Source organism: Mucilaginibacter sp. (assembly GCF_964263795.1).
Taxonomy (GTDB): Bacteria; Bacteroidota; Bacteroidia; order Sphingobacteriales; family Sphingobacteriaceae; genus Mucilaginibacter.
This window is the reverse complement of sequence record NZ_CAXVWK010000057.1, coordinates 62,939-80,296: the sequence shown is the minus strand read 5'-3', so window position 1 is coordinate 80,296 and position 17,358 is coordinate 62,939. Positions and strand designations below refer to the sequence as shown.

The following is a 17,358-nucleotide window of genomic DNA, read 5'->3' as shown; positions in this document are numbered from 1 at the left end:
GGCTAATTCATATTTGACAAGCCTACAGCAAAATTTTGTTAAATCCGCTGGTATAGGTTGTGTTTAAACACTCTCGACAATCATTTAAAGTCCAGCCTTTAACTTAAAATTGCTATGGAGCACATTACTAAATTATGCGCCGATTCTCTGCGCGCATTTTGTCTTAACAAATTCGGTATTCAATTAAAATCTTCGCACGCCCACGAGCTGGTAGCGGCTTATTTTGGCTATGCCTCACGTGCAGCTTTACTTGCTGACACAAAAGGTTCAATTGGCAATTTAAGAGATGCCGAATTTATTGTTCTAACCCCGACAGCCCAAATTAGGGAACGTAGAAGCAAGCTCAACGGACTTCCGCAAGATCTGCCTGAAGATTTGGCGGAAGGGGTTTACTTAACTCTATACGATGAAAAACTGATTTTGCATTCTGTTTGGCCAACATTGGAAGAACTCGGAAAAGCCCTTGCCGACCAATATCTGAAGTCAAAACCTGCTTGTTTTAATGACCAGAAAATCCAGCGACACGGTGTGAAGTTAGAATTTGAAAACGACGAACTGGCAATAGTAGTTTTTCGTGAATACGTTTCTTCAAACCTTCTATTGTCCTTTCAACAAAGTAAGCGGGGTGTTGTCGATGTATTCAATATGAAACGGGTAGCTGGCCATATTGGCTATGTCAAAACTAACCACCATTCTGCGGAAGCGGAAACCTTGGATGCGGCGCTAGTAAAAATGAGAGATGCCTATCATCAAATAATTAGTAATGCACAACCTCTTAACGACGTTCAACCGATTGAAGAGCGCGAAACTAATTTTACAGAATGGTTAGCAAAGCAGAAAAACAGAGATTCTCCGCTAGGCGATTTGGCAAGAGATATGATGGACGATAAGACATGGCCAAACCATTCAACGCTGGATGATTATCGTGATTATTTATATTCAAGAAGAGCAAGTTGGATGGCTATAGAAACATTAGAGCGGGCATGGAAAACCTACAAAGCGTTCATAAAGCGGAAAAGCGTCATTATCTCGAAAGAACAAACTGCAAAAAGATCGTCGCCAAATAAACCTGCTACCCGGGCTATCGTATCTGTTAAAAAAGCGATTCCATTACATTTCAACAAACGAACGATAGAAAAATTTAATCGCGGTGATCCAGCATGGATTTCCTGGGACGGAAAGAATGCTATTCCGGTGAATGTTGTTGGAGTTGACGAAAGGCACTATACAGTACAAATCGAAAGTCCACGTAAAAAAGCAGGAAATGAACACAGCCTATTTTTGGATGAAGTAAGAAGTAGTCCTGAACTTGCTTGTGCAAATCTCGTAACACTTTAATTGAAAGAGCCCCCACCCGATGGTAAGGGGCTTTCAATTTTAATAGGACTTTCTTAACGTCTGCCAGCTTATTAAAATTAGTGCCCGTACACTAGGCCCGAATCAAAGTATTCATTAAATAATGATTGGATTTCCTTTAACCATTAAAATATAAATTTTGCATCAATAAAGGATAACTGAACATTATAGATGGTTGATTAAACGCATTTGTTAAAAAGTTTCAACTAATCAATCGTGAGAATTTCTTGCGTTAAGGATTGTGTGAAAAGCCCACAGCAGAGCGAGGACTTGCAACGAAAGCCTGGGCCGAAGGCAACGCCCTATAGATTATAGATATTTATTAGCCTTTTCCGGAAGAAAATCTTTTGGCGAGAGTCCAAAGTGGTCAGCCAATTTATCAATGTGATTTACATTGTATTTTGCACGCTCCTTCTTATCCTCAACTTTATTTACGAAGGACCTTCCAACGCCTATAATCGTGGCAATATCTGCTTGAGTAAGTTGCCGTTTGAGTCGCAACTCAGTTACAAAGTCGATTATATATTGTTCTATAGCTGAAATGTTAGGATTCCCCGGCATCAGCCATAAAAGAATACAAAAAAAATCCACGATATACCCTACATGTGGGGTATATTTTTTAACTTAGCTTAAATCATAGATTTTAAATTATTTTTGCAGCTTCTTATATTGATAATAAGGACTGCTAACGAGCCTCGCTGCGAAATCTGGTAAATTAACCCGCGATGGTAAGTGTTGCTTCCGTTCCCTATACTTATAGGGCCGGAGCTCGCTTATGTCATGTGGGTACCCTTGCAAAAGGATGGGCTTTACCAGAGCCTCGCAACATGACGGGTGAGTTCCGGCCATATTTGGTCGGCTCAAACTATGCAGAGGCTCATTTCGGTAAAACGAAACAGGTAGGCCAATGCAGAATTATTCAACCCTTCCCGACAACGAACTCCTCCAACTGCTAAAACAGTCAGATCAGGCTGCGTATAGCGAAATTTACCATCGCCATTTTTACCTGACCTATATATACGCTTACAAAAAACTACGTGACGAAGAGCAGGTAAAAGATATTGTCCAGGACCTGTTCACTTCACTCTGGATCAAAAGAGAATTTGAACTACCAACCACCAATCTTCCGGGTTATTTATTTACCGCTGTAAGAAATAAGCTCTTTGACCTTTTCGCACATGAGCAAGTAAAAACGAAACACCTGGACTCCCTTCAGGAATACCTGAGCAAGTCAACCAGCGCGCCAACAGATCACCGTGTCCGTGAAAAAGAATTGAACGCTTATATAGAAAAGCAGATCCAGGCGCTGCCGCCGAAAATGAGACGTATTTTTGAATTAAGCAGGAAAGAGCAGTTATCTTACCAAGAAATCGCACAACAGCTTGATATATCTGAGAACAATGTTTCCAAGCAGGTCAACAATGCGCTCCGTATTCTGAGAACAAAGCTGGGGTTCATCACCATTATCCTGATGTCCGTTCTCAGATAGCAAGAAGAACAGCATTGGAGTGAATTTTGGAAAGTTCGAAGGAGTTACTACCTTTGCCCATCCATTTCAGCAATTTAAAGAAAACTTAAACTAAAAGACAACATGACAGAATCCAAAAGCAAATATGAATTGATGCTTGAAGATATCGCAGCTAAGTCCAAAAAAGTTTCTTTTACAGACGCCGAAAATTTCCAGATCATCCGGGAATTAAATGATGGAATGGAAGATTTCCTGTTAACACAAAGGAAGATAGAAAAGAACTCGGCAAATCAGCTGCGAGGCATTTGCTTAAATGCATAACATGAACAGCATCTCATAACAAAAAAGCTAACCCCGGAGGGTTGGCTTTTTTTGTTAACGGCCGGACCGGTTCACACCTCTTTGTACGGCGCCGGCCTTCCTGGCTGCTTACGGCACCTTCTAACCCAACTATCTAATAGATCGGTTACCGATCTATTTCTTCGCAGTTTTAAGACAACTCCATAAAAAACATATAAATCTTCCTTTTTAACACAGATAGCCGTCATGATTGATATTGACCATCCTCCATATCAATCATGAAAAAGGAAGAATTACAAAAACTCTTTATAAAATACCACGAAGGTACCTGCACTGAAGAAGAGAAAGCATTGCTGGAAGCATGGTATTTAGAATTCAACGAACATGACCTTGATATTGCTCCTAAACGAATTATATCAATTGGTCAAAGAATATTTAGAGAATTACCAGGCAACCATATCTCTTTTCTAAATATCGGGGTAAAACTTGCTATAGCTGCCGGGATCATTGGCATGATAATCAGCATCACCGTGAAATTTATCCTGCCGACAGCGCATCCACAGAAAACTGTATCTATTTATGATATTAGGCCCGGTGGGAACAACGCGGTGCTTACCCTTTCCAATGGTCACAAAATCAACTTAAGCGCAGCAACAAACGGACAGATCGCAAAGCAAGCCGGTATTGCCGTTTATAAAACCGCAAAAGGTCAGATACTCTATAAGTCTATTGTACTTCCTGTCACGGGTGATAGTATCACCACCAACAATATTTCAACACCCAAAGGAGGTCAATGGCAAGTGCTGTTACCGGACGGCAGCAAGGTTTTGCTAAATTCAGCATCGTCTCTGAGTTACCCAACCAGCTTTCAGAACCAGCATGACCGAATTGTCCAGCTTACCGGCGAGGCCTATTTTGAAATCGCCAAAGACAAGGCGCATCCGTTCATTGTCAAAACTCACCAGCAATCTGTCCGGGTATTAGGAACGCATTTTAATATCAACGCCTACCCGGATGAACCGGCTATTAGAACAACATTAGCAGAAGGAAGTGTCAACGTATTATCCAACAATGGCAAATCCAAAAGACTGTCACCTGGCCAGCAATCCATATTACAACAGGGAGAACTCACCCGAACATCGGTAAAGGTTGAAGATGAACTTGCCTGGATAAAAGGCTCATTTCATTTCAGCGACCAAAATATTCAAAGCATCATGCGCCAGCTTTCCCGCTGGTATGACATTGAGGTTCAATACCAATCCAATATTTCTTACGGCGGTATTCACGGCAGGATTTCACGAGATAAGAATCTAAGCCAGGTACTCAGCGGCCTGGAGGCAACCCAATCCGTTCATTTTAAGGTGGAAGGAAGGAGGATAACGGTAATGAAGTAGAAGTCAGATCAGTTAGTTAATTAAAAAGCCAGGAGCCGAACGAGTCGGCGACCTGGCTTTAAGCTTGGCTACCCCAATTCAATTAAATTATTAATGAACCGCGAAGCGCCCCTCGCATCTTGGAAAATGAACAGGCGCGACGCATAACCATGCTCCATCAAATGTACAATTTTTACCCTAAAAAATTGGTGCAGCCGCCTGGCTGTGCCCCAAACCTCTTGTTGATCATGAAGCTAACCACCCTAATGACGATCATTGGATTTCTTCAGGTTAGTGCCGGCACCTTTGCACAAAAGATCACCCTTATTGAAAAGAATGCTCCATTAAACAATGTTTTTAAAAAGATTAGCGATCAGACCGGTTATGACTTTATAATTTCTACAGAAAATCTCAAAAGGTCGATCCCAGTCACCGTTGATCTTCGAAATGAAGAATTAAAGTTTGCATTGGATCAAATATTCTACAGACAACCGCTCACGTTTGTGATACAGGAAAAAATGGTCGTCGTATTAAAAAAGCCAGATATCATCACAACTAAGTATAACAGCTATACAGCTTGGAATATTTCCGGAAAAGTCACAGATACGACCGGTAACCCGCTTCCCGGCGCAACTGTAAAAATCAAAGGCAAACCCGCCGTTGTGATCACCCAAAAAGATGGATTGTTCACTATCACTGCCGAAGAGGAAAATGTAGTATTAATGGTAACATTTATAGGTTATCAGACTAAAGAGATAATTGTACGGAAAAATTCTTCACCTTTTACTATTCAAATGATTGCAGCATCTGGAAGCCTCAACCAAGTTCAGGTAATCGGCTACGGTACCACTACCAAGAGACTCAATACCGGTAACGTGACAACCATTACCGCATCAGATATTGCAAACCAACCAGTCAATAATCCATTGGCGGCACTTGAAGGACGGGTGCCCGGTATGGTTATTACCCAAACCAGTGGTGTTGCCGGATCTTCTTTTAAAGCGCAGATACGCGGTCAGAGCGCATTGGATCCTACCTTATCGCATAATGACCCGCTTTTCATTATCGACGGGGTACCTTTTGAAAGCGGTATTACCGCGTCTAATCAGATCAATAATGCCGCAAATAACCCGACGTCGATCAGTACTGGTGGTTTAAGTCCATTGAATACGATCAATCCCATTGATATTGAAAGCATCGACGTGCTTAAAGATGCCGATGCGACAGCTATATATGGTAGCCGCGGTGCCAATGGCGTCATTTTGATCACGACGAAAAAAGGGAAAGCCGGTGCTACAGTATATAATTTAAGCGCTAACACCGGCATAAGCAAGATAGGACGTACTATGAAAATGCTCAATACGGCGCAATATCTTGAAATGCGAAAAGAAGCATTTGTCAATGACGGATTGACACCAAATAATATTGCCGGTGATCCGGGCTTTGCTCCAGACCTGACCTTATGGGATAATAACCGTTATACCGACTTTAAAAAATTACTGATCGGGGGTACCGCACACCGTTCTGATGTGCAAGGATCCGTTTCAGGCGGGAGCGCAGCCACGCAGTTCCTAATCAGTGGCGCTTACCACAGGGAAACCTCGGTGTTTTCTGGGGATTTTTCAGACAATATCGCTTCGCTGCATTTTAATATTACTCATAATTCAGCGGATAAACGGTTCAATATCACCTTATCCGGTTCTTACGGTAATGACAATAACCGTTTGCCCCGCTACGATATGACACGTTATATCAATTTACCTCCTAACCTGCGGCTTTACGATGACGCCGGTAAATTGGCCTGGCAGGACAATGCTGTGGTCTATAATACACTTGGTACCGATATTATCAACCCGCTTTCCCTGCAGTTGGAGAAGTACCGCTCCCTGAACGAAACGTTGAACAGCAACTTGAAATTAAGTTACCGTATACTTCCTGGATTAACCTTACGTTCAAGTTTTGGTTACACGACTTTCCGTTCCGATGAACAAACAGCTGCCCCTTTTTCATCATTGGACCCGAATACGGCCACCCTTCCGTCCTTGTCGCTGGCTAATGCATCAAATAAGAGCTGGATCGTCGAGCCACAACTACAATATACTAGGACAACCCGTAATGACCGGTTAGATGTGCTGATCGGTAACACCTATCAGGACCGGTCAGGAAGGCAATCTTCGATATATGGCAGCAACTACAATTCTGACCTCCTTTTAAATTCTATCGCGGCGGCACCTACAGTTAAAGCATTCAATGACGAAGTACAATATCGTTACACTGCATTTTTCGGACGGATCAATTACACGTATCATGATAAGTACATCCTGAATTTAACCGGTCGAAGAGACGGGTCGAGCAGGTTCGCCCCGGAAAATCGGTTTGCCAATTTTGGGGCCGTCGGCGCGGCCTGGTTATTTGGCAGTGAAGATGTCGTCAAAAATCTTTTACCGTTCCTGAGTTTTGGCAAACTCCGTGGCAGCTATGGTGTAACCGGCAATGACCAGATCGGGGATTACAAATTTCTAAATCTGTGGACCAACACTTCAAATACCTATTCCGGCCTCGCTGGACTTTATCCAAGAAGTCTCTATAACCCAGATTATCAATGGGAGATCAATAAGAAAATGGAAGTTGGACTAGATCTGGGCTTTTTGAATGATGATATCCTGTTAAATATCGCTTATTTCAGGAACAGAAGCGATAACCAGCTCATTAATTACATACTGCCGAACCAATCCGGTTTCAGTAGTGTAACCCGAAACTTTCCCGGACTGGTACAGAACACCGGACTGGAATTAAATCTTGTTACACGAAATATTCACAAAGCGCATTTCAGCTGGACTACCTCCCTCAACATTACTTTCCCTAAAAACAAATTGTTGGCGTTCCCTGGCCTCGAAAGTTCCAGCTATTCTTCACAATATGTGATCGGTCAGTCTTTGAATCTGATCAACGCCTTTAAATATACCGGCGTTGATCCTCAAACTGGCCTATACACCATAGCAGATTTGAATAAAGATGGTCAACTTGACCAGGCGGACTATCAGGTACAGGGCAACACAGATCCTAAATTCTATGGCGGGCTGCAAAACAACCTTTCGATCGGTCCAATAGATCTTAGTTTTTTCTTAGAATTCAAAAAGCAAACGGGTCTCAGCTATCTTGCACAATTGGCAGGCAGCAACGTACCTGGATGGATATACAATCAACCAGAGATTGTGTTGCAACGTTGGCAAAAACCAGGCGACATCACCGATATTCAAAAATTCACTTCCGGCTTTACGGATACTTATACAGCTATTGCCTATAAATCCCTTTCCGGCGGGCTGTATACGGATGCCTCCTATATCCGGCTTAAAAATGTCTCATTAGCCTACCATCTGTCCAAAAAATGGCTGGATAAATTGCATATCAGGGATATAAGGGTTTATGCCGAAGCACAAAACTTACTGACCATCACCAATTACAAAGGCGGTGATCCCGAAACCCAGAATTTCTATATAATGCCGCCGCTTAAGACCATTATCGGCGGTTTGCAGTTCACATTTTAACCTTATTGAAATGAAATTAAAACTCCTTACAACTAAATGCTGGCTGCTGCTGGTCATACCTTTTAGTCTTTTTTTTTCGTGCAGAAAGTTCATTGACATCGCGCCTCCGGCTACACAAGCCGAAGCCTCAAAGGTTTTTGCTACTGATCAAACGGCAACGGCGGCAGCGATCGGGCTTTATTATCAAATGATCTCTGCTAATCTCAACTTCATGAGCGGTGCAATGACCATCTATCCGGGCCTAAGTTCAGACGACCTTGTCAATGTTTCATCCAATAGCGACTACGATGCTTTTAAAAATAATAATATTCCTATCACGAGTTCAACTGTAAATTCCAAGCTCTGGGGTAACGCCTATAGAAATATTTATCAGGCCAATTCGGTACTTGAAGGACTAGTGGCTTCGAATTCCCTATCAACCCCGATCAAAGAGCAATTGGAAGGAGAAATGCTATTTACCCGGGCGCTGCATTATTTTTACCTGGTTAACCTGTTCGGCGATGTTCCTTACGAAACAGCAACGGGTTACCGCGAGAACAGTACCTTGCCACGAACCCCAGCGGCGACCATCAACGCGCAAATGATCAGTGATCTTTTGCGGGCCAAGCAACTTCTGAGGGGCAGCTATTCTGTCTCAACGAATTCCAGGCCTAACCTAATGTCGGTAACCGCCCTGCTTGCCCGTTACTATTTATTTCAGAATGATTGGTCTAATGCTGGAAAGCAGGCGGATGAAGTTATCAGCTCGGGCAATTACCGCCTAGAAAGCAATCTAACCAACGTTTTTTTAGCGACATCGGTAGAAACCATTTACCAACTGGCACGGCCTACCAATAATACGGTCGAAGGTTCAGTTTTTATCCCTATTTCCGGCACCGTGAGGCCAGCCTTCACCATTACGTCATCCTTACTGAGCAAGTTCGAGCCGAATGACAATCGTAAGACCAACTGGTTAAAAAGCAACATTGTCAGCGGAGTAGCTCATTACTACCCTTATAAGTACAAGGTCAGGAGCAGTACTACTATTACCGAAAACTCCGTAGTTATTAGGCTGGCAGAAATATATCTGATTCGAAGTGAAGCTAGGGCACAACTCAACGATCTAACTGGTTCCAGGTCTGACTTAAATATCGTTCGGACAAGAGCAGGTTTAACCACAACAACCGCCGTTACCAGGCCGGAACTTGTTAGTGCAGTACTAGAGGAACGCCAACTGGAATTTTTTGCGGAATGGGGACACCGTTGGTTTGACCTGAAAAGAACGGGGGCCGCGAATACCATTCTCGGCGCGCTCAAAGGAAGCAATTGGCAACCAGAAGATCAATTGTATCCGATTCCACAGGCGCAAATATTGCTGAACCCTGTATTAACACAAAATAAAGGCTATTAAAATAATAAGATGAAAAAATTACACCTAATTGTGTTGCTCCTTGGGGTCGCATCTATCAGTAAAGCGCAAAACGCTTTCTATCCTAAAGTTGATCAATCCTGTCCCGACATTTATTTTTCCGAAGTTGCTTTTGATGAAAAACCGACATTTTCGTTAAGTGACTACAAGGGTAAATGGTTGATTCTGGACTTTTGGAACCGCTACTGCAGCACATGCCTTGATCATATGCCTGGAAAAGATTCCTTACAAAAAAAATTTCCTGATCAGTTAAAAATTGTACTCGTCGGTTATACCGGTTCCAGATATACGCATCGGAAAGACGAGCATGAGATAAAAAAATTATATGACCGTGTCCGAAAAGAGTCGGCCATTGATCTGCCTGTTGCCTACGATTCGGTCCTGTTCCATCGTTTGGAGATCGGGCCTTGTCCATACATTATAGTGATCGATCCGCAGGGTATTGTCCGCGCTATAACTACCGATATTGATCAGCGACAATTTGCCGCGTTATTGAAAGGAAAAAGGCCCAAATTCGACAAGGCGGTAAATCGAAAGGGTATCTAAACAAAAAGCATGGACATCGTCCTTGCTTTTTGTTTTAATTGTGCCGCTTAATTATGGCTTTTTGATATTATCGGTGCCCATCGCCGTAGAAGGGAAAGTACTTATCTGGTTTGAGAAACCGCGCAGACAATCTTTCGAGGTACCGGGATCACAAGGTGAAGCCACATTGGCCTTCTCATCCTGTGTGTAAAGATCACCGGATGACAGTACGGCACCAGTAGGATGTCCAGCATCGTAAGTAACCCGGTACCAATACAAAGATGCAGTTTTGTGCATAGGTGTTTTCACAGTGGTAAATGCGCTGGCGCTAACGGCAATTACGATAGCGATCAATCCAAGGATTTGCTTTTTCATTTTGAACGAATGCTTTATTACATCAAAAAACATTCAGAAAAACTTTGGTAAAAAAAGTAATTAAACGAATATTTCGGCATCCGGCTTTACCCGTTGGTCCTTCACCTGGTTTCACGGCCAACAACTTTTTTAATCAATGCCAGGCCGTCCTCCTTTCCCTGTTAAAAATATATATGCCAAGAATACTTAACAGCAAGAAAAATATGTTGAACACAAAATGTGCTTTCCATCCCAAGATTTTGATTACCCCACCACAAGAACAAGGTGTCTGCTCGAAGTAATTGATCAACACCAACGCGACGTAGCCCGTAAAAAGAGTCATCAAAATCGCCGATAAATACAGTCCGATCAAACGAGTATGTGTGAAGGCTAACAATAAGCCGGTAATGATTTCAACACCCGGTAAAAACAATATCAGTATCTGCTGCATCCAAACGGGTATCGTTTGTAGTTTCATCTGTCGTTGAAACTGATCGAAATCTGAAAGCTTGCTAACAGCAGTGTAAATAAAAAGCAGGATCAAGAAAAATGCGATCCCGTCCTGCCAGGAAATTTGATTATGATTTGACGAAGACTTCGGTTGCATGACGATCGATGATTTATTCAAAAATCGCCTTTATATTGAATGCCAAACAGGTACAAAAGGGTTGCACCTTTCGGACTATATATTTGTTATTTTCACTAATACTTCATGCTTGGCCCTTGCAGCTTAAACCTAAACGGACATCTCAAAACAAATATTCTTATAAATGCGATACAACCCACTACTCCCCCTGGTTGTGGATTAATCGTCAACGATAGCCGTAAGTTCCTTTTTAATAATGCCGTCTATCTCTTTTTTAATGTTCAAATAATTGGCCATAATCATATCACTATCAATCTGCCTCACCACAGGCAATTCTTTGTAAGTGCTTTCTTCATATTTAATAGCTTGGTGATCATTAATGATCTCGTTATGAAACACCTTCAATGCTATCTTATTATCGGGGTCATCCGCAACTAACCCTACAAACTCACCGGAAGATAACGTCGCAATTTTTGAGGCAGGTACGGCGAAATCAAGTTGTGTCGATTTACTCACTGAAGTATCCTGGCTATTAATTGTAATACTGTTTCTTTCTTGCATGATCTTCCCAAATCGTTCACTAAGTTGCTTGGCAGTATCGCCGGTTACCTGGCCGGATAAAATATTGCCTATGATATTCATGATCACTTCTGCCTGTTCTCGTCCGTAATCTTTCTTCAACTGGCTGTAATCCTGAACCGCCAAAGTAGTGGCGACTTTATTTGACCTGGCTGTGGCGATCAAGCTATCAATGTTATTAAAGTAAATAGTAGGAAACTCATCAAAAATAAGATTGCACTTTACTTTGTTTTTCTGGTTAACTAACTTAATAGTCCGGGATATATATAAACTCAGCACTGCTCCGTAAACCTGCTGTTTTAAAGGATTATTACCCATGCAAATAATCTTAGGGTCAACTGGATTATTCAAATCCAATGAAAAATCATTACCTGAAAGCACATAGTATAATGATGGAGAGACCAACCTGGCCATACTGATCTTAGCGCTGGCGATCTGACCTTCCAGTTGATCATAGGCCTCATTTTTCCAGGCAGAAATAAAGGGATTGATCAAGACCTCGATCTCGGGCTCAGTTATCAAAAGTGCGAAGAGAAATTTGTAATCCACCTGCGCTAATTCAATAACATGTGGCAGAGTACAAAACCTCCCACCTTCGTATTTTCTCAGAAACCATATTAAGGCCGTGACAAAATTGATCGGGGATTCTACAAAGAAGTCACCTTGCTTTTTAATCCATTCCCTGTTTAAGCCTAACATGAATGTTCTGGATGATTCCATGGCATCCGTAATATCCCACATACTTGCCGGGTCAAGCGGATTACAGCGATGAGACCTGTTGAGGTCTTCAAAATTGATCACAAAGAATTTTGGCTTTACCTTGTAGGCCTTGCTATTATTCAACAAAGTATTGTAGGCGATCCGGCTTAGATCGTCGTACTTAAAATCGTAAAGGAACATGGTGAACCCTTTTTTAATATGTTGGGTAATGATATGTCGAATAATGAAATAGGATTTACCTGCACCAGGTGTACCCATTACGAGCGAGCCCCTGAACGGGTTGATCACATTTATCCAGCTGCTGCGGTCTTTACCTTTCAGCCGATATTTGGCAGGCAGGTTTATAGAATATTCATTTTCAAGTTTACGCTCTTCCTGTGGGAACGTTTCATTCTCGTGATTGAAAATATCATTACTTAAATTAATATTGATGATTCTATACATTCTACTGACACCGGTCAGGAAAAGCAAAAACCCAATACTTGTAACTGATATGTAGGCCGTTGCCAATACAAGCTGAGAAACTTGTAATTTAAATAAGATGGCACTGGAAAAGTACAGCACCAATCCCAGCAAGGTATAGGTAACGGCATTCCCTAACTTGATATTTTCATCCTTTTTTCCCTTAGTTCCGATCAGCGAAATGATTAGTAAACCTATCGCGACCAATTTAACGACCAGCACTGTTTTAAAAATAGGTAGCCGATAAATATTAACCAGTATCCTGTCTACTATCGCATAGTTGATATGCAATTCTTTAAATGCGCCATAGCAACTGAAATAGAAATGAAATACCAATACCAGGACTCCCAGAAACCTGGTGAAGTCGATGATTTTTCGCAATGCTTGTTCGTTTTCTCCTGTCTGCATGATTTCTAGGTTTTAGAGATTTAGTTTCCTGCGTTTCTTCTTTTTCTTAGGTCCGAATTGACTTGGCATAGCTTGATTATTTTCCAGGGGATTTAATAAATCATCAAGCAAATTCCGGCCTGTATAATGATTGAGTGTTGATTCACTATTGGGAGTTGTATTTTCCGTTTTCTCGAATGTCCTCTCAGCTGATACTGTATCGTTCCTGCTACTTTTTGATTGCAAGACGTTGACGACAGCTCCGGCACTATATCCTTTTCCAAGATCACTTCCGTTAAATACCACTTTATCTAAAAGATCGATAAAGCTTAAACCATATATCCTGCCGTCAGCGTTTTGCCTGATCACCATGTTTACCTGATCTTTTATTAGCTCTTTTTTGAATTCCTCAAATGACATTGACTTATTCATGGCTCTATCGATCTTAGCTTTCAATTTTTCTTTATATGGCTTACGCAGACACTCATTGAGTTTAAACCGTTTCTCCAGTAATTTAATGGTTGGCTTTAGATAGATGCTGCTGGCTTTAATTGGCGCCCCGATCTTACGGCCATTTTCATCCGTGATCCAATAATTCAGGCCGCCATGTTTAAACATTACAGATTCTTTACTGCCCTTATCTGCCATCACGTTATATTGATTTAGGATAGCATTCAATTCAGGCAGGCTGGTGAACTTGTAGGTTTTGGCAATTACATTGACGATATTAGTGATCGCCCTTTTAGTATCCGTTTCACCATAATTGACGGGCTTGAGTTTGAGGTCAGCTGGCGCATTAATCGTTAATGTTTTATCGCTGGCTTTTACAAGTCCGAATTCAATTTCTATTGCTTTCCTAGCAGGTTCAGACTTCAAAAGTCCGATGTTGTTTAGGCTAATCCTTTTGCCATCCGCCTGAATGTTGGTTGTAACGATATGGACATGTGGATGACCGGCATCAAAGTGCTTATAAGTCAAATACGGCTGAAATTCAAAGCCGATTCTTTTCATATACTCACCCACGATTTCAACCAACTTATCCGTCTCAATTCTTTCATCCAAATCAAAGTTTAATGATAAGTGTACCGTGTTGGTTTTGGTCCGGAGGTTACGTTCAGCCAGATCCGTCAGTCTAAAAAGCTTTTCTTGAAATGATAGCTTATCATCACTTTTAGTATAGCCGTTTGTAGAAATCATCTTGGCTTTTCCCGACTTAACTTTGTTCTCATTATAGATCAAGGCACCTATCAGGCTTTTCCCGCTTTTAATTTTTGCGACCATAAATCAGCGTATTTATTCATCCTGTCCTTGATCTGAGTGATGGATGGTTCCAGTTTTCCATTGATTACGGTTAATAAATTCATCCATAAACTTTTGTCAGGAAACCCGTGTGCACTGTTAATATTCCTCACCGCCTGGTTTAAATTGTTGCCAATAAAATTCAGTTCGCGCCGGAGAATAGCAAGTTCCTCTAATACTTCATCCATCGATTTATCCCGGTGAATAACGGTTACCGGCTCACCTAAGATCATGGCTCTTCCAAATTCACTGAGATTTTGAAATGTGGATTTTTTGTATCGCTTATTCAGCAATATTTCTTCGCTGGGTTTAAGTCGGATCTTGATCCATTTAGACCGATTTTCATTGTTTTCTTCCATGATTGATAGTCTTTAACAAACCGACTCCGGAGGGTTTGACAATGGCCCGTAACGACTTTGGAGGGGAGGGCAAGATTCGTTTGTGGTACAAACGTACATCTTGCTAACTGCAAAAAGACAGCAGTTTGATCCCTTTCCTATTGTCATAAGTTCCTTCGCGATCCGATTAATCATTTCCGTTTTCCTTCAAAAATTGCTGTAAAGCCTGTATCGTTATATCCTTTTGCGAAATATCATTTTGAGCTCCGTAGGCCTTTATTTTTCTCTTAAGGCCTTTAGGTATCCAGTTGTTGAATCGCGCCTCTTGATCATCTGCTGGCACTGCTGAAGTCTTTACAGGTAGCACCTGTTGTATCGGCGTTTGCGGCGTTTCGCTTTTGATCTTACTGGCCAGGTTGCCCAGCTTCTTTTTATAATCATCCATAGCTATATCCTTAATGAACATTTGAATAATTGTACAAGTGCAGCAATGAATATTTGAACATTTCTCCTATTGAATATTTGAACAGATCTGCATTTGTAGCAAGCTACAAATGCAGATTTAAACAAACCTACATTTGTTAAATTGCAGGTTTATTCAAATGAACATTTGTACAAATGTTCATTGCTACATTTATACACTGATCAGGTCTACTATCTCCTCCGCAAGAAAGGTTACTTCCTCGATTGCTTTTTGATCAGTACTTTTTAGAATGCCAGAGGTCATGGATGACCTTGCCAGACTTACCCGGTCATAAACGCGGGTGTTCAATAAGGGAGTGCCCAACGTTTGAATTAGCTCAACAACCTCGGCTGTAATGCCAGACCTTGGCTTCACCATATTCAGCACAATGCCTGCCTTTAAATTATGATTTTGGGCCTGGGCGAATTTGATCAAAGCGAGTGTTGATTTGATCGCCATGACATCGAAAAATCCAGCTTTTGTCGGTACCAGGACATAATCTGAATAACCGAATAATTCATTTAAGCGATTAGATAAGTATGGAGGGGTATCTACGATGATCAAGTCATAATCTAAATCGGGAATCTCACCGATCTTTTCCGGTGCGAGGATATCCAGTTCCGGGAAATCTTCTTTTAAATGATAGATACTTCCCTGCAGATCGGAATCGATCAGGGCTACTCTTAATTGGTCTTTAAAACATAGTGCCAGGTTCAATGCCAGTGTGCTTTTGCCGACGCCTCCTTTTTGGTGCGCCAATGTAATGATCTTTGCCATGATGCTATTTATTAAATTAATAAGTCGGTAGTTGTTATCGCCGTTGGCTCCGCCTTGTCGGGATCAATTTCACGGTATTGGCGATTTCGGCCAGCGTACTTTTCCGTCCAGCACGAATCCAGTCAAGTAATTCCGTTTTATCGAAGTAAAGTTTTTTTCCTTGCTTGCTTACCGGGATCTCACGGCGGCAAACCTTGCCATAAATCGTGGAGATCGATAAATTGAGAAAGGCAGATGCTTGCTTGATAGAAAATAAACTATCCGCATTTACTTCTTTAGGATGATCCTGACTAAGGATATCCTCGATCTTAGATACTTTTTCTAAAAGCTCGCTTACCGCTTTAGGTAGTTGATCAAATGTTAATATTTCCATAACAGTTTTTTTTAGTTTGTTATGGAGGCAAAACTATTTAGCCGGAGCGTGACATCACTCCGAGATTGTCCGAGTCGGACAGCAAGAAAATCAAAATAAAGGCAATAAAGTCGGCAATTAAGTCACAAAAATATCAAAACAAAAATCGATAGATTTGAATGAATCAGGCGCTAAGACGGGAAGGTGAAGTGCCGAACTTGCTCTTAAAAGAACGTGAAAAATGGGATATATCTTCGAAGCCTAGCATGATGTAGACGTTGGACGGTGTATAGCCGTGATGCTTGATCAAATTATAAGCCTCCTTCAATCGTCTTGAAAGCAACCAGCGACCCGGAGAGATACCAAATACTTGTTTGAAATCACGCTTAAATGAAGAAACACTTCTACCAGTCATATAAGCAAAACGCTGCATGCTTAAATTGAACCGAAAATTTTGTTCCATATAGTCGGCTATATCGATCTTTGCAGGTTCGCTAAAATCGAAAAGGATATCTTCTAAATCCGGCTGTAACTTCAATAGTGTAAGAAGCGCTTCTTTAATCTTTAGATTTATGATGGAATCATCTAAGGTAGCATCCGATTGGAGAAATGGCGTTAATGACGTAAAATAATCCTGGTAGTGTTTATACTGCTGAAGTAAGATCACCGAATCATGTACATGACGCCGGTGCGCCTTATAACTATATTCCAAAGCGAACTCACGCAGCAAAGCTTGGCCAAAAACAACTGAAACAGAATGATACTCGCCGGCGGACGGTACTTGCTTTGTGAATTTTGCAAGTTTATTCCTGATGCTAAGTCTAAACTCTCCAGGCTGAAAAGTTTTAATTGTCTTACCGTCGTTGATTATTAATGAACCGGAATACTGATAACTAAAGAGATGATCCTTAATAAAATTCTCTCCGCTCCGGTTGCTGCTGGCATAAGTTGATGATAGTATTACAGGTTCCTTATTTGAAAGTTGCATGCGATTAGGTAAATCAAATTTACTACAATCATAGTGCTAAAGTACGTTTTTTAACGACCAGTATATCAATTCCTT

The 17,358-nt window shown here is 41.4% G+C and carries 17 protein-coding genes; 7 read left to right on the top strand and 10 right to left on the bottom strand.

Translation table 11 applies throughout. The annotated features are described in order from the left end of the window. Positions 1-114: 114 nt before the first annotated feature. On the top strand, positions 115-1,338 hold the full coding sequence (locus ACE5CV_RS10175; RefSeq protein WP_374950054.1) for a YozE family protein: 1,224 nt from the start codon (positions 115-117) through the stop codon (positions 1,336-1,338). 327 nt (positions 1,339-1,665) lie between these two features. Here ACE5CV_RS10175 and ACE5CV_RS10170 read toward each other — a convergent pair whose 3' ends face one another. After that, positions 1,666-1,947: a helix-turn-helix domain-containing protein gene (locus ACE5CV_RS10170; protein ID WP_374950053.1), complete on the bottom strand. Its 282-nt coding sequence runs from the start codon at positions 1,945-1,947 to the stop codon at positions 1,666-1,668. A gap of 316 nt (positions 1,948-2,263) precedes the next feature. Here ACE5CV_RS10170 and ACE5CV_RS10165 point away from each other — a divergent pair, with 316 nt between their 5' ends. The 6 genes from ACE5CV_RS10165 (at position 2,264) to ACE5CV_RS10140 (ending at position 9,999) form a co-directional block, all read left to right on the top strand. After that, positions 2,264-2,845, top strand: a complete 582-nt coding sequence (locus tag ACE5CV_RS10165) for an RNA polymerase sigma-70 factor (RefSeq protein WP_374950052.1) — start codon at positions 2,264-2,266, stop codon at positions 2,843-2,845. Positions 2,846-2,947: 102 nt separating this feature from the next. Then, positions 2,948-3,145 (top strand): hypothetical protein, encoded by a 198-nt coding sequence (locus tag ACE5CV_RS10160; RefSeq protein WP_374950051.1) that lies wholly within the window; start codon positions 2,948-2,950, stop codon positions 3,143-3,145. Positions 3,146-3,402: 257 nt separating this feature from the next. Then, complete coding sequence (locus ACE5CV_RS10155; RefSeq protein WP_374950050.1) at positions 3,403-4,518, top strand: FecR family protein; 1,116 nt, start codon at positions 3,403-3,405, stop codon at positions 4,516-4,518. Between the two features lie 227 nt (positions 4,519-4,745). Further along, the gene (locus ACE5CV_RS10150; RefSeq protein ID WP_374950049.1) at positions 4,746-8,045 is read left to right on the top strand and encodes a SusC/RagA family TonB-linked outer membrane protein; all 3,300 of its coding nucleotides are present in this window, start codon (positions 4,746-4,748) and stop codon (positions 8,043-8,045) included. 10 nt (positions 8,046-8,055) lie between these two features. After that, on the top strand, positions 8,056-9,435 hold the full coding sequence (locus ACE5CV_RS10145; RefSeq protein ID WP_374950048.1) for a RagB/SusD family nutrient uptake outer membrane protein: 1,380 nt from the start codon (positions 8,056-8,058) through the stop codon (positions 9,433-9,435). A 9-nt stretch (positions 9,436-9,444) separates the two neighbouring features. Then, complete coding sequence (locus tag ACE5CV_RS10140; RefSeq protein ID WP_374950047.1) at positions 9,445-9,999, top strand: TlpA family protein disulfide reductase; 555 nt, start codon at positions 9,445-9,447, stop codon at positions 9,997-9,999. Positions 10,000-10,050: 51 nt separating this feature from the next. On the opposite strand, the gene ACE5CV_RS10135 is transcribed toward ACE5CV_RS10140, so the two are convergent. The 9 genes from ACE5CV_RS10135 to ACE5CV_RS10095 all read right to left on the bottom strand — a co-directional run bounded on the left by ACE5CV_RS10135 (position 10,051) and on the right by ACE5CV_RS10095 (position 17,283). Next, positions 10,051-10,353 (bottom strand): hypothetical protein, encoded by a 303-nt coding sequence (locus ACE5CV_RS10135; RefSeq protein ID WP_374950046.1) that lies wholly within the window; start codon positions 10,351-10,353, stop codon positions 10,051-10,053. Between the two features lie 133 nt (positions 10,354-10,486). Then, a complete protein-coding gene (locus ACE5CV_RS10130; protein WP_374950178.1) occupies positions 10,487-10,939 on the bottom strand; it encodes a MauE/DoxX family redox-associated membrane protein in 453 nt (150 codons plus the stop codon). Positions 10,940-11,137: 198 nt separating this feature from the next. Beyond that, entirely contained in the window at positions 11,138-13,087 is a 1,950-nt protein-coding gene (gene mobC / locus ACE5CV_RS10125; protein WP_374950045.1) for a conjugal transfer protein MobC, read from the bottom strand. A 12-nt stretch (positions 13,088-13,099) separates the two neighbouring features. Further along, positions 13,100-14,347: a relaxase/mobilization nuclease domain-containing protein gene (locus tag ACE5CV_RS10120; RefSeq protein WP_374950044.1), complete on the bottom strand. Its 1,248-nt coding sequence runs from the start codon at positions 14,345-14,347 to the stop codon at positions 13,100-13,102. Beyond that, positions 14,314-14,724, bottom strand: a complete 411-nt coding sequence (locus ACE5CV_RS10115; protein WP_374950043.1) for a hypothetical protein — start codon at positions 14,722-14,724, stop codon at positions 14,314-14,316. The genes ACE5CV_RS10120 and ACE5CV_RS10115 overlap by 34 nt, the downstream gene beginning before the upstream one ends. A gap of 166 nt (positions 14,725-14,890) precedes the next feature. Beyond that, positions 14,891-15,169, bottom strand: coding sequence for a hypothetical protein (locus ACE5CV_RS10110; protein WP_374950042.1), 279 nt, complete (start codon positions 15,167-15,169; stop codon positions 14,891-14,893). A 168-nt stretch (positions 15,170-15,337) separates the two neighbouring features. Continuing rightward, positions 15,338-15,943 (bottom strand): AAA family ATPase, encoded by a 606-nt coding sequence (locus tag ACE5CV_RS10105; RefSeq protein WP_374950041.1) that lies wholly within the window; start codon positions 15,941-15,943, stop codon positions 15,338-15,340. A 34-nt stretch (positions 15,944-15,977) separates the two neighbouring features. Continuing rightward, complete coding sequence (locus ACE5CV_RS10100; RefSeq protein WP_374950040.1) at positions 15,978-16,316, bottom strand: helix-turn-helix domain-containing protein; 339 nt, start codon at positions 16,314-16,316, stop codon at positions 15,978-15,980. 163 nt (positions 16,317-16,479) lie between these two features. After that, on the bottom strand, positions 16,480-17,283 hold the full coding sequence (locus ACE5CV_RS10095; RefSeq protein WP_374950039.1) for a helix-turn-helix domain-containing protein: 804 nt from the start codon (positions 17,281-17,283) through the stop codon (positions 16,480-16,482). Positions 17,284-17,358 lie beyond the last annotated feature (75 nt).

Bases quoted from the DNA above. Each gene is read 5' to 3' on its own strand.
- ACE5CV_RS10160 (WP_374950051.1), top strand. From the start codon at position 2,948: ATGACAGAATCCAAAAGCAAATATGAATTGATGCTTGAAGATATCGCA.
- ACE5CV_RS10130 (WP_374950178.1), bottom strand. From the start codon at position 10,939: ATGCAACCGAAGTCTTCGTCAAATCATAATCAAATTTCCTGGCAGGAC.
- ACE5CV_RS10135 (WP_374950046.1), bottom strand. From the start codon at position 10,353: ATGAAAAAGCAAATCCTTGGATTGATCGCTATCGTAATTGCCGTTAGC.
- mobC (WP_374950045.1), bottom strand. From the start codon at position 13,087: ATGCAGACAGGAGAAAACGAACAAGCATTGCGAAAAATCATCGACTTC.
- ACE5CV_RS10155 (WP_374950050.1), top strand. From the start codon at position 3,403: ATGAAAAAGGAAGAATTACAAAAACTCTTTATAAAATACCACGAAGGT.
- ACE5CV_RS10115 (WP_374950043.1), bottom strand. From the start codon at position 14,724: ATGGAAGAAAACAATGAAAATCGGTCTAAATGGATCAAGATCCGACTT.
- ACE5CV_RS10150 (WP_374950049.1), top strand. From the start codon at position 4,746: ATGAAGCTAACCACCCTAATGACGATCATTGGATTTCTTCAGGTTAGT.
- ACE5CV_RS10120 (WP_374950044.1), bottom strand. From the start codon at position 14,347: ATGGTCGCAAAAATTAAAAGCGGGAAAAGCCTGATAGGTGCCTTGATC.
- ACE5CV_RS10165 (WP_374950052.1), top strand. From the start codon at position 2,264: ATGCAGAATTATTCAACCCTTCCCGACAACGAACTCCTCCAACTGCTA.
- ACE5CV_RS10145 (WP_374950048.1), top strand. From the start codon at position 8,056: ATGAAATTAAAACTCCTTACAACTAAATGCTGGCTGCTGCTGGTCATA.
- ACE5CV_RS10105 (WP_374950041.1), bottom strand. From the start codon at position 15,943: ATGGCAAAGATCATTACATTGGCGCACCAAAAAGGAGGCGTCGGCAAA.
- ACE5CV_RS10175 (WP_374950054.1), top strand. From the start codon at position 115: ATGGAGCACATTACTAAATTATGCGCCGATTCTCTGCGCGCATTTTGT.
- ACE5CV_RS10095 (WP_374950039.1), bottom strand. From the start codon at position 17,283: ATGCAACTTTCAAATAAGGAACCTGTAATACTATCATCAACTTATGCC.
- ACE5CV_RS10100 (WP_374950040.1), bottom strand. From the start codon at position 16,316: ATGGAAATATTAACATTTGATCAACTACCTAAAGCGGTAAGCGAGCTT.
- ACE5CV_RS10110 (WP_374950042.1), bottom strand. From the start codon at position 15,169: ATGTTCATTAAGGATATAGCTATGGATGATTATAAAAAGAAGCTGGGC.
- ACE5CV_RS10140 (WP_374950047.1), top strand. From the start codon at position 9,445: ATGAAAAAATTACACCTAATTGTGTTGCTCCTTGGGGTCGCATCTATC.